A 12,375-nucleotide genomic window follows, 5' to 3' on the forward strand; every position below is an offset into this window, starting at 1 on the left:
TTTTAAGTAAAATAACTCGGTTGTGAGTGGCATCGGAGGAAAAGAAGTTGTAAACTACTAATAGTGTGCAAAAAACGTCGATTATTCTTTGTGAATTTACGCACGTATCTTTCGGGTAGGAAGGGATTTTATGCAGTCAAAGCTTTTAAGAGGAACGTTTATCTTAACGTTAGGAACCATACTTTCTAAAGTAATCGGACTCATTTATGTTATACCGTTTTATCAGATTGTTGGAAAACATGGGACACAGCTTTATTCATACGGATATGTCCCTTACACCATCTTTATTAGTATTGCAACCGCTGGGGTACCATTAGCTGTTTCAAAATTTATTGCAAAGTATAATGCACTGGAAGAATATGCTGTTGGCAGGAAATTGTTTAAATCCGGTTTAGTGGTTATGTCGATCACGGGTTTTGCCGCGTTTTTAATTATGTATCTGGCAGCTCCTTTATTAGCGGATATGAGTAACCCAGGTAAAGGTCAACTGGATGATGTGGTAACCGTCATGAGGGCAGTCAGTTTTGCCTTAATCCTTGTTCCCTTTATGAGCTTAATTAGAGGGTATTTTCAGGGGCATCAATCGATGGGGCCATCTGCAGCGTCACAGGTTGTGGAACAAATCGTTAGAATCCTATTCACTCTCGTCGGGGCTTATGTCGTCTTAAAATTTTTAAGCGGGTCCATGGTAACCGCTGTAAGTGTCGCCACCTTTGCCGCTTTTGTTGGGGCAATCGGGGGACTTGTTGTTCTATTTTGGTATTGGTATAAACGGAAGCCGCATTTAGATGAGCTTTTGGAGCAAGATAAGGGAACCGTTCGTATTTCGCTGAAGGAAATTTATAAAGAAATCTTTATCTATGCGGCGCCCTTTGTCTTTGTAGGGATTGCCAACCCATTATTTCAACTTATTGATCAATTTACGCTTACTAGGGCTTTGACCGAAATGGGAACATCGAAGAAATTGGCGGAAACCGCTTTTGGGATATTGAACTTTGAGTCTCATAAAATTGTGATTATTCCTGTTTCTCTAGCCACTGCCTTTTCGTTAACACTTGTACCGAGCATTACAAAGGCATATGTTGAAAATGACCGTAAAAATTTGACTAATCAATTAAATCAAACCTTTCAGGTCTTATTATTCTTAACCTTGCCGGCGGCAATTGGGCTATCTTTATTAGCTGAGCCTGTTTATACGACTTTTTATGAGCATGATGTCCTTGGGACACAGGTTTTAGGTGCTTATGCTCCAGTCGCCATTTTATTTTCTCTTTATGCGGTGACGGCAGCGATCATGCAGGGAATTAATGAACAGCGGTATACGATTTTAAGCTTATTAGTGGGACTGTTGGTCAAACTAACACTTAATATTCCTTTAGTTAAAATGTTTGAAACAAGAGGGGCTGTATTAGCAACAGCGATCGGATACATGGCCTCGATTATCATTAATATAGTGGTGATTAAATATTTCTCCCGCTATCAATATCGATTCGTCTGGCGCAGAAGCTTATTAATCATCATTTTTGCAGGCTGCATGTGGGCAGGTACAGAGTTAATGTATAAACTTTTATTGTTATTCTTATCTCCTGCGTCCAAAATGCAATCTGTTTTAATTATTTTAATAAGCGCATTTGTTGGGGCTGCCATCTATTTTTATTTAGGATTGAAATCAGGACTAGTAACCCGGTTATTCGGAGACAGAATTGAGCGTATCTTTACCAAATTTAAGCTGCCAAAAAGGAGGCAAAGCGTTGAGAATTGATAAGATGTTAGCAAACCTTGGCTACGGCAGCCGCAAAGAAGTAAAGCAGATTTTAAAAAGCGGTGCCGTTAGAGTCGATGATGTGATCGTTAAGGATCCGAAACACCATGTTGATGAAAAAAGCCAAACGGTGACCTTTAATGGTGAAGTGATTGAATATAAAGAATTTATTTATTTAATGATGAACAAGCCACCCGGTGTATTATCAGCCACTGAAGATAGTGCGGGTGAAACAGTTATTGACCTATTGGAGCTAGAGGATCAAGTGTATGAGCCTTTTCCAGTTGGGAGATTGGACAAGGATACAGAGGGATTATTACTGATTACCAATGATGGTCAATTAGCACATCGTTTACTCTCACCAAAGAAGCATGTTCCGAAAACATATTTTGCGGTTATTGACCGCGAAGTAACCGAAGAGGATGTCAAGGCTTTTGCCAAAGGAGTCACTCTCGATGATGGGTACGAAACCAAGCCGGGTGAATTAAAAATAGTAAAATCAGGTATTCGCTCTGATATTGAGTTAACCATTACAGAAGGTAAGTTTCATCAAGTAAAGAGAATGTTCGAGGCGGTTGGGAAGAGGGTAGTGTACTTGAAACGTATTTCTATGGGGCCGCTCCCTTTAGATGAAACCCTGGAGCTCGGGGAATATCGGGAATTAACGGATGAAGAAGTGGATTTATTACGGGAGTTCCAAGTGAAATAAAACACAAACAAGCGTTTTCGGGTGTTATCTTAAAATACGTGCCGGAATGACGGTCGTATTGGTTTATAAAAAGGAAAACTCGCCATAATTGGCGAGTTTTCTTTTATTAGGTAAAAACTGCCGCATAAACAAGTATGGTGAACCTTTTCACAAGTAAATGAGGTTTTATAATTTTTTTTTAAAAATATGTAACAGAATATTCATACTTATATGTCCTACTTTTATATAAAATAGGCTTAGAAACGTTGAAGGGAAGTGGCCTATGAAACTTAAAAGCAGAACAGAATCAGATGAATTATTGAAAATGAGATCATTAAACACACGGATGGAGTTAACACAAGAGGAAAAGTTTCATTATTTTACTCTGGAAAAAGGGTATGAGGGAGAGGTCCAATTTGACCGAATGACAGAAGGTCTTCAAGAAGAAAGATACATCATCAATGACTTGTTGCTTAAAATAAAGAATTCCTATTTTCAGATTGATACAACGCTTGTTTCACAAGAAGTCATTCGACTGTTGGATGTAAAAAATTTTGAAGGAGACTTTTGTCTGGAAAAGGATAGATTTTACGCTGTAAAATCCGGTCGAGAATATAAAAATCCAATCATCCAATTAAGCAAATGTGCATCCCAATTCCGCCAACTGCTCCACGACCTCAAGCTTCACTACCTCGTTGAAGCCTCCGTCATTTTTATTAACCCTGAATTCACATTATATAACGCGCAAGTCGACCACCCCATTATTCTTCCCAATCAGGTTAACCGTTTTTTAAAAAGTATAAATGATACATCATCTAAATTGAATAATGGTCACCGAAATTTGGCCCAACAATTAATTTCTTTACATCAAACTAAAAACCCATTCTCACAGGTGCCAAACTATCAATATGAGCAGTTGAAGAAGGAGATGTATTGTAAATTTTGTCGTTCTTTTTTGGTCACTTTACAAAATCATCTCTTTGTTTGCAGAGAGTGTGGAGGTCATGAAACAGTCGAAGATGCCATTTTACGGAATGTGAGAGAATTTCAGTTACTCTTTCCTGAGAGAAAGATTACGACTACTAACATTTATGAATGGTGCAGCATCGATTTGTCCAAAAGGACATTTAGTAGGGTACTAAGGAAGAACTTTACTGCGGTTGGAAAAACAAGTGATTCCTATTATATATAATTTTTGTTTTGATAAAGATTGGTATTTGTTCGGGCAAAGTCAGCCTTATTGGGATTGCCTTTGTCAGAAGTATACTCGTCTTTGGACACCGCTTCATCTCTTCGGTATTACCTTGTCCGAAGTTGACCCGACTTCGGACACTGCTTCATCTTTTTGGCCTTGCCTTGTCGGAAGTTGATCCGACTTTGGACACCGCCTCATCTTTTTGGTGTTGTCGTGTCCGAAGTTCATCCGACTTCGGACACGACCTCATCTTTTTGGTATTGTCTTGTCCGAAGTTCCCTCGACTTCGGACACCACCACATCTTTTTGGTATTGCCTTGTCCGAAGTTGATCCGACTTCGGACACCACTGCATCTTTTTGGTGTTGCTTTGTCCGAAGTTGATCCGACTTCGGACACCACCACATCTTTTCGGTCTTGCCTTGTCCGAAGTTGACCCGACTTCGGACACTGCTTCATCTTTTTGGCCTTGCCTTGTCGGAAGTTGATCCGACTTTGGACACCGCCTCATCTTTTGGGTATTACCTTGTCCGAAGTTCATTCGACTTCGGACACCACCTCATCTCCTTGGCCTTGCCTTGTCCGAAGTTGATCCGGCTTCGGACACCGCCTCATCTTTTTGGTGTTGTCTTGTCCGAAGTTGATCCGACTTCTGACACGACCTCGTCTTTTTGGTATTACCCTGTCCGAAGTTCCCTCGACTTCGGACACGACCTCATCTTTTTGGTATTACCTTGTCCGAAGTTGATCCGACTTCTGACACTACTTCATCTTTTTGGCCTTGCCTTGTCCGAAGTCCATCCGACTTTGGACACCGCCTCACCTTTTTGGTCTTGTCTTGTCCGAAGTTGATCCGACTTCGGACACCACCACATCTTTTCGGTCTTGCCTTGTCCGAAGTTGATCCGACTTCGGACACTGCTTCATCTTTTTGGCCTTGCCTTGTCGGAAGTTGATCCGACTTTGGACACCGCCTCATCTTTTTAGTCTTGGCTTGTCCGAAGTTCATCCGACTTCGGACACCACCTCATCTTTTTGGTGTTGCTCTGTCCGAAGTTCATCCGACTTTGGACAAAGCAACACCTTTTTAGTCTTGCCTTGTCCGAGGTTCATCCGACTTCGGACACCACCACATCTTTTCGCTCTTGCCTTGTCCGAAGTTCATCCGACTTCGGACACCACCTCATCTTTTTGGTGTTGCTCTGTCCGAAGTTCATCCGACTTTGGACAAAGCAACACCTTTTTAGTCTTGGCTTGTCCGAAGTTCATCTGACTTCGGACACCACCTCATCTTTTTGGTGTTGCTCTGTCCGAAGTTCTTCCGACTTTGGACAAAGCAACACCTTTTTAGTCTTGCCTTGTCCGAAGTTGATCCGGCTTCGGACACCACCCCATCTTTTCGGTCTTGGGCTTATCCGAAGTTCACTCGACTCCAGAAACCACCGCATCTATTTGGTAAATTAAGCGAAACTTATCCGACTAATTATACGCTCGGATGCTTAACCCGATCCCACAATCGATTAATAAGAAAGCACTCGAAACATAACCCTTTAAGAAGCTAACCTTAGCTGTTTTTTTACAGTGGGCATATTGCTACCCAGTGGATTCTTATCAAATAATAAGTAACGAATTATAAAAATGGGTACCATACAGATAAATACGCATAAAAGAAGTGTTACTAAGGGGGAACCTTTCATGAAACTAACACACGAGCAGGCAATAGAACTGCACGGCTTCAACAACCTTACCAAGTCTTTAAGCTTTAATATGTATGATATCTGCTTTACAAGAACGAGAGAAGAACGGGAAGCCTATTTAAAATATATTGATGAACAATATAGTGCAGAAAGATTGCAAAAGATATTAAAACACGTTGCAGATATTATCGGTGCCCACGTATTAAATGTGGCCAGTCAGGATTTTGAACCGGCCGGGGCAAGTGTAACTTTATTAGTATCAGAAGGACCTGTAACACATGATGTTCCATCAGAATCCTTTGAAGAGTCACCAGGGCCGCTTCCTGAATCAGTGGTCATGCAATTAGACAAAAGTCATATCACAGTTCATACATACCCTGAATTTCATCCAGATGAGGGAATTAGTACCTTTCGAGCAGATATTGACGTTTCAACCTGTGGTGAAATTTCGCCTCTTAAGGCGCTCCACTATTTAATCAGATCATTTGAAACAGATGTAATGACCATTGATTACCGAGTCCGCGGTTTTACTAGAGACAAAAGCGGCCACAAACTCTTTATTGATCATGAAATTAACTCCATTCAAAACTATATTCCTGAGGATGTCGGTGAACTATTTGATATGATTGACGTCAATGTTTATCAAGAGAATATCTTTCACACAAAATGTAAACTCAGAGAATTCGATCTCAATAACTATTTATTTGGCTATACCAAAGAAAAGCTAACACCAGATGAACATATCGAAATAACTGAAAGATTAAAGATAGAGATGGACGAAATCTTTTATGGAAAAAATATTGTTTAAGAGCTCAACACTTGGGCTCTTTTTATAAATGGTTGACATGCAACCAAAAGGTGTTATATAGTTACAATGTGAAACCGAATGGTTTCGTAATTGGATGTCCGTCAAGGAGGATTCTAAGTGGAAAATCAGTCACAAGCAACATTAGAGGATATTAAATATACTGTCGTTTATAATGCACCAATTGCTAAAGTTTGGGATGCGGTAGCAACAGCGGAGGGGCTTAGTGCTTGGTTTATGCCGAATGATCTTCAGCCCATAGAAGGTCATGAGTTTCATATAAATGCAGGTCAATTTGGTATGTCACCGTGTAAGGTAACACAGGTAGACCCGCCAAACCGTCTTTCTTTTAATTGGGGAAAAGACTGGACCTTAACATTTGAATTGAAAGAATTGGACAAGCAAACAGAGTTAACGTTAATCCATGGCGGATGGGATGTTAATAAAGTTACTGAATTTGGCGCACCGCATACACCAATTCGTGACAACATGAACAAAGGCTGGGCAGGCCTTGTCAAAAAACTCCAAGCATATGTTGAGGCATAAATGGCAGCCTCCTCAGCAAAACATGATGTCTTTCAAGCAATTGCTGACCCTACCCGTCGAAGTCTTTTAAAACTGCTTAGTAACCAAGAAATGCCTGTTACCGCGATTAGTGAGCATTTTCCAATTAGCCGGACTGCCGTTTCAAAGCATCTGAGAGTATTATCGGAAGCTGGATTAGTTAAGGAGCGGAAAGTTGGCAGGGAGACTCGATACAAACTTGAACCAACACCCTTATTTGAACTAAAAGACTGGCTCCAATATTTCGAGTTGTTTTGGGAAAATAAACTTGGGGCACTTGGACGTTTCTTAGAATCGAATGATACAAATTCAGAAAATGGAAAGTAAAAAACAAGTAGTGATACCCAAATGGCGATCACTACTTGTTTTTTATTTTACCGCCTCCGTTTTTGATTGCTCCATACTTTATACTATATAATTAGATATTCATGTATAGCTTTAAATCTATTTGATATGAAGGTGTTTGATCGATGGAGCTTTTACAACTACAGTATTTTCAAACAGTTGCCAGACTTGAACATATGACAAAGGCAGCGGAACAACTGCAAATTGCCCAGCCATCATTAAGTAAAACAATCGCCCGTCTAGAGGAAGACCTGGGTGTCCCGTTATTTGATCGGAAGAATAGGCAGCTTAAACTAAACAATTATGGAAGATTGTTTTTAGAACGTGTGAATCGTATATTTTTAGAATTAAATGAGGGGAAAATGGAGTTAGCGGATGAACATGAACGTGGTCAAACACAAATTACTTTAGCGGTCAGCATTCCAAAAGTGCTTCCTGAGTTATTAAGTTCATTTTTAAAAGATTTTCCTGAAATTAAATTTCAACAAATGCTAGAGTCTACTACATCTATGCGAAGTCTTCTTGAGAAAGCTGAGATTGACTTCTGTATTTCATCTGTGGAGATTAAGGGCAGTGATATTGTATGGGAACCACTTATGACGGAACAAATTTATCTAGTCGTTCCTCCGGAGCATCATTTGGCTAAGAGAGAAAAAGTCTATCTTAATGAAGTAAAAGACGAGCCATTTATTAGTATGAATACGGGATTTGGGTTTAGAAACCTAACGGATGCATATTGTCAGGAGGCAGGTTTTGTCCCTAATATTGCTTTTGAAGGAGATGAGCCCGGTGTCATCGGGGCTTTGGTCCGGCAGGGATTGGGAGTAGCCTTTATTCCGGAGATATCTTGGCGGGGAAATTCGAACCCTTTTCCTAATAAACTAGAAATTATTGAACCGAAATGCCAAAGAACCATCGGGTTAAGCTGGTCCAAAAGACGATATCTATCTAATCCGGCTCAGCAATTTCGTCAGTATGTACTGAAGTATTTTTCACAAATAAATCTATAATAAAAAAACTAGGCCAGCAAGATGAGCTGGCCTAGTTTCCTAAGACTAAACAATTATTTATTTTTCGGCTTCTTATAAATAAATGAAAGAATGATTAGCAGGACAATCGTGACTATACTAACGGATGTCCCAATCAAATTATTGGAATTAAATAAAAATCCAATGAAAATGATACCCAATGATAGGAGAGCAAAGATGGTGGTATAAGGGAACCCCTTCACTTTAAATGCTGGTTTATTTTTGTAATGCGGTCTTAATTTTAACTGGGCTGCACAAATGCTCATCCAAATAATCATAACCGTAAACCCAGGGATTGTCATGAGGTAGCCAATGACTTGGCTTGGTGTCAAATAAGCTAAATAAACACCCGCCAAAATACAAATACTTGTAATCATAATCCCAATAAACGGTATACCCTTTGGGGAAACCTTTGCAAGGACTTTCGGTGCAACCTCACTTTGGGCCATAGAATACAAGGTCCTCGATGTGGCATAGATACCAGAATTGGCTGCTGAAAGGACAGCAGTTAATAGAACAAAGTTCATGATGTGGGCAGCTCCAGGTAAGCCTGTACTACTGAAAACCTGAACAAATGGACTGTCTTGACCGGTCACTTTGTTCCAAGGCATCATCCCGCAAATAATTAGAATCGGCAAAACATAAAAAATGATGACACGCCAGACAGCACCTTTAATAATTTTAGGCAAGACGCGTTCAGCATCTTTTGTTTCGGTAACAGCGACTCCAATTAATTCAGCTCCGCCATAAGAGAACATTACAACTAAAAAGGCATTAAAGGTTCCACCGAGCCCGTGTGGAAAAAAACCGCCGTGTTCTGTATAGTTTGAGAGTGGATCGTGAATATTGCTTGGAATAAAACCTAAGAGAAGGAAAAATCCTAAAATAATAAAGGCTATCAGGGCTATGATTTTTATGCCGGCAAACCAAAATTCAAGCTCACCATAGAATTTTACTTGGAACAAATTGATGCCAACGATGACAATCGCACATAGAAAACTGAGAAGCCATAATGGGACAGACGGAAACCAGAATTGAAGAAAACTTCCTGCTGCCAATAATTCAACAATCGTGACTAAAATCCAATTTATCCAGTAAAGCCATCCGACTAGGTAGGAAACCTGGAATCCAAACGCTTTGTTAACTAAATGCTGTACATTTAAGTTTGGGAAAGCAAGCGCCATTTCTCCTAATGCTGCCATAATAATAAATAACAATAAGCCACCAATTAAATAGGCTACAATGACACTTGGTCCGGCTATATTTAAGGTATCGGAGCTGCCTTTAAAGATTCCTGTCCCGATCATCCCCGCAAGGGCAATAAACTGGACATGCCTTGGCAGAAGCCCCTTTTGTAAATTCTGCTGCTGGTTATTTTTCATATACGTACCTACTTTTTCTTTTTTACTTAGACGCTTTTAAGTGTTAAAGCAATTTTCTATACTAATATATCATAATTATGATACCTGTCAAATAGAATAGAAGATTTTACATTGGAGGAAAAAAGGGAGTCCGATTCCGCTCCCGCACCGGTCGTGACAGCTTACCGGTACCCGGAGATTTGGTTCTAAACAGTAAAAAGCATGCGATAAAATCGCATGCTTTTTTATGCGGATTGATTATTTTTATTTTTACAATTAAGATGTCATTTTCACTTTCTTTTGTGTTGTAGTCCATTTTCCGCGGCTTGGGCTAATGACCAAGTCATTATAGGCTAAGACATTTAAATCTCGTTGTATGGTGCGAGGAGTGATACCAAATTCCTCTACAAGTTCTTGGGTCGTAACAGTGCCGTTGTTTCTTATAAACATGTAGATACATTTGATGCGGTTTAACATCCGGTTAGTTGAAGGTTTCAAAGAACCACTCCCTATCCTAAATTTCAAACCTATGGCTTATTCCAGCTACCGACAGCCTATTTGAAGATTACTCTTCAAGAAATATGTAGTTTCTTTTCCGCGCGGACATCTCCTTTAAATGGAATGTAACAATGGATCCAGTAGATACCTAGATGTCATACATCTAACCTTATTGTACCCATAATTTCAGAAAATTTCTACCAATATAGTAAAGAATACAAAATAATCCTAGGTAATTAATGGAAAACCTCTGTTTTTACCGCCTCCTAAATTATTTTATACTATAGAGTATGGGGGTAGGTCCTTGGTTTATGATTAATTGTTTGAATTTTTAGTTAAAAAGATTTGTCTAATAGGCTCAACCGTTCCGCCAGTTCCTTAAAGATTCAAATGGATTGGGTACATTAGGCTGGTAAATTTAACGAAGGGATTCGCCTTGATTTTGCATAAATCTCTTCAAGTTACATAGTTTGTATAGTGATAATTAGAATAAATCACTTGAAAGATATCTTTCTCCTGTGTCACAGGCAATACAGACAACGACTTCATCCTTTGATAGGCGTTTTGCAACCTCAATCGCCGCAAAACAAGCAGCCCCGGAAGATGGACCAACCAAAATCCCTTCCTCTTTTGCCAGTCTTCTTGTAATCTCATATGCATCTTCATCCGTAATTGGAAGAATTTCATCATAAACATTCTCGTTAAGAATTTTAGGAATAAAGCCAGGGCTTGTACCAACTAGTTTGTGTTTACCTGGTTTTCCACCTGATAGAACGGGAGAACCCTTTGGCTCTACTACATGGACAGATAATCCTTGATAATACGCTTTTAGGGCTTCTCCTGTTCCCGTGATTGTTCCTCCGGTGCCGGCTGTTGCAACGAAAGCTGAAAGTGGTTTACCGATTTCCTTCATGGCTTCGATAATCTCAACGGCAGTAGAGTGTCTATGAGCATCCGGGTTTGCTTGATTTTCAAATTGCATCGGGATAAAACTATTAGGGATATCGTTTGCTAATTCCAAAGCTTTCTTAATAGCCCCTGGCATCTTTTCATCTCCTGGGGTTAGAATTACCTTTGCTCCGTATGCCGCGAGTAAGCTGATCCGTTCCTTTGTCATTGTATCAGGCATCACAATAATAGCTTGATAACCTCTAGCTGCAGCATTCATCGCAATCCCAATCCCTGTATTGCCGCTGGTTGGTTCAATGATGGTGGAGCCTTTTTTTAACTCTCCGCTTTTTTCTGCTTCGATAATCATATTATAGGCCGCACGGTCCTTTACGCTTTTGCTGGGGTTGTAAAATTCCAGCTTCAAATAGACGGAGGCCCCCTCTTTAGGGGCTACACGATTCAATTTCACAAGCGGCGTTTCTCCAATCAATTCAGCAATATTCTCCACTACTCTCATTGGCTACCCCTTCTAAACTTATTTTAAAAATTTATAAAAATCGACTTTGAGAATTGTCCAGCTTCAGCGCCCTAGCGGCTAGTGTCCTTCGCGCTCCGCCCTACGATTAGTCAACACGAAAAAGCTTACGCTCTTCGTGTTGTCTAGCTCCAGCGCCTAGGGGCTCGGGATCATAAGCCAATCCGTCAAGAAGGCTAAAGAGCAGCCTTCTAGCTGGATCGTCTTACGCCTGTCGCCCCTGATCAAGGTGCTTACGCTTTTCGACTTTCCTTTATCTCGGTTGGAGCACTCCAGGACATACGCCGCTGACCAGGGCGCTTGCGCTTTTCTAATTTAATGATAAAGAAAAGAGAACTAAATGTAAAAAATATCGCCTATGAGACGGTTTGATTATAGATACAATTGGGAGAAAATAGACTAAAATTAAAAAAAGGACTGAGATGCTTAAATGAATCAACGACCACATTTTTTCTTTGCTGTAAGGATTCCAGAAACTACAAAACTAATCATGAAGAATCATATCGAAAATTTACAGGAAAAGATCCCATTTAGCCGCTGGGTTCATCCTTTGGACTTACATATTACATTAGCTTTCTTAGGATCAGCAGAACCGGAGAAACTTAAAACTGCTGAAAATTATGTAAAAGAGACCATAAGCAACGAGCAGGCATTTACACTGAAAATGAATAAACTGGGTATATTTGGGAAAGTGGATTCCCCCCGGGTTTTTTGGGCCGATACAGAAAGCAGTGAAGAGCTGATTGCAATTAGAAGAAAGGTATTTTCAGCATGCGAAAGGGCAGGCTTTCAAGTGGAAACACGTCCCTTTAAGCCTCATATTACGTTAGCAAGAAAATGGAAGGGGCAAGGGGAATTCCAAAAGGAACTGCTAAAGGTTTGGGATCAAATACAACCCGAACCACTTGAATTCCAGGTTGAGGATGTTGTGGTTTATCAAACGCATCTTGACCAAACACCAAAATATGAAGCGGTAACTATATTCCCATTGCAATCATAGAAATTCC

The 12,375-nt window shown here is 40.1% G+C and carries 11 protein-coding genes; 8 read left to right on the forward strand and 3 right to left on the reverse strand.

The window, feature by feature from the left end; genetic code table 11:
- Positions 1-130 precede the first annotated feature (130 nt).
- From ACZ9EE_RS22675 to ACZ9EE_RS22705, 7 genes are all read left to right on the forward strand, one after another.
- Complete coding sequence (locus tag ACZ9EE_RS22675; protein ID WP_476030760.1) at positions 131-1,762, forward strand: putative polysaccharide biosynthesis protein; 1,632 nt, start codon at positions 131-133, stop codon at positions 1,760-1,762.
- Positions 1,752-2,471 (forward strand): pseudouridine synthase, encoded by a 720-nt coding sequence (locus ACZ9EE_RS22680; protein ID WP_476030762.1) that lies wholly within the window; start codon positions 1,752-1,754, stop codon positions 2,469-2,471. Before ACZ9EE_RS22675 ends, ACZ9EE_RS22680 begins: the two co-directional genes overlap by 11 nt.
- 262 nt (positions 2,472-2,733) lie before the next feature.
- A complete protein-coding gene (locus ACZ9EE_RS22685) occupies positions 2,734-3,642 on the forward strand; it encodes a nuclease-related domain-containing protein (protein ID WP_476030764.1) in 909 nt (302 codons plus the stop codon).
- A gap of 1,697 nt (positions 3,643-5,339) precedes the next feature.
- A complete protein-coding gene (speD, locus tag ACZ9EE_RS22690) occupies positions 5,340-6,149 on the forward strand; it encodes an adenosylmethionine decarboxylase (RefSeq protein WP_476030766.1) in 810 nt (269 codons plus the stop codon).
- Positions 6,150-6,266: 117 nt separating this feature from the next.
- Positions 6,267-6,692 carry an SRPBCC family protein gene (locus ACZ9EE_RS22695; protein WP_476030768.1) on the forward strand — a complete coding sequence of 142 codons (426 nt, stop codon included), beginning with the start codon at positions 6,267-6,269 and terminating at the stop codon, positions 6,690-6,692.
- A complete protein-coding gene (locus ACZ9EE_RS22700) occupies positions 6,693-7,037 on the forward strand; it encodes an ArsR/SmtB family transcription factor (RefSeq protein ID WP_476030770.1) in 345 nt (114 codons plus the stop codon).
- A gap of 143 nt (positions 7,038-7,180) precedes the next feature.
- Entirely contained in the window at positions 7,181-8,065 is an 885-nt protein-coding gene (locus ACZ9EE_RS22705) for a LysR family transcriptional regulator (protein ID WP_476030772.1), read from the forward strand.
- Between the two features lie 53 nt (positions 8,066-8,118).
- Here the strand turns inward: ACZ9EE_RS22705 and ACZ9EE_RS22710 are convergent, their stop codons facing one another.
- From ACZ9EE_RS22710 to cysK, 3 genes are all read right to left on the reverse strand, one after another.
- A complete protein-coding gene (locus tag ACZ9EE_RS22710; protein WP_476030774.1) occupies positions 8,119-9,465 on the reverse strand; it encodes an amino acid permease in 1,347 nt (448 codons plus the stop codon).
- Between the two features lie 255 nt (positions 9,466-9,720).
- Positions 9,721-9,942 (reverse strand): DeoR family transcriptional regulator, encoded by a 222-nt coding sequence (locus tag ACZ9EE_RS22715; RefSeq protein ID WP_215044196.1) that lies wholly within the window; start codon positions 9,940-9,942, stop codon positions 9,721-9,723.
- Positions 9,943-10,426: 484 nt separating this feature from the next.
- Complete coding sequence (gene cysK, locus ACZ9EE_RS22720) at positions 10,427-11,350, reverse strand: cysteine synthase A (protein WP_476030776.1); 924 nt, start codon at positions 11,348-11,350, stop codon at positions 10,427-10,429.
- 448 nt (positions 11,351-11,798) lie between these two features.
- Here cysK and thpR point away from each other — a divergent pair, with 448 nt between their 5' ends.
- Positions 11,799-12,368, forward strand: coding sequence for an RNA 2',3'-cyclic phosphodiesterase (gene thpR / locus ACZ9EE_RS22725; protein WP_476030778.1), 570 nt, complete (start codon positions 11,799-11,801; stop codon positions 12,366-12,368).
- The last annotated feature ends 7 nt before the right edge of the window (positions 12,369-12,375 follow it).

It is taken from the genome of Bacillus sp. URHA0034 (assembly GCF_056280405.1).

What these genes read in the sequence shown, in the direction of transcription:
- cysK (WP_476030776.1), bottom strand. Translation starts at nt 11,350, where the DNA reads ATGAGAGTAGTGGAGAATATTGCTGAATTGATTGGAGAAACGCCGCTT.
- ACZ9EE_RS22700 (WP_476030770.1), top strand. Translation starts at nt 6,693, where the DNA reads ATGGCAGCCTCCTCAGCAAAACATGATGTCTTTCAAGCAATTGCTGAC.
- ACZ9EE_RS22675 (WP_476030760.1), top strand. Translation starts at nt 131, where the DNA reads ATGCAGTCAAAGCTTTTAAGAGGAACGTTTATCTTAACGTTAGGAACC.
- ACZ9EE_RS22685 (WP_476030764.1), top strand. Translation starts at nt 2,734, where the DNA reads ATGAAACTTAAAAGCAGAACAGAATCAGATGAATTATTGAAAATGAGA.
- thpR (WP_476030778.1), top strand. Translation starts at nt 11,799, where the DNA reads ATGAATCAACGACCACATTTTTTCTTTGCTGTAAGGATTCCAGAAACT.
- ACZ9EE_RS22710 (WP_476030774.1), bottom strand. Translation starts at nt 9,465, where the DNA reads ATGAAAAATAACCAGCAGCAGAATTTACAAAAGGGGCTTCTGCCAAGG.
- speD (WP_476030766.1), top strand. Translation starts at nt 5,340, where the DNA reads ATGAAACTAACACACGAGCAGGCAATAGAACTGCACGGCTTCAACAAC.
- ACZ9EE_RS22705 (WP_476030772.1), top strand. Translation starts at nt 7,181, where the DNA reads ATGGAGCTTTTACAACTACAGTATTTTCAAACAGTTGCCAGACTTGAA.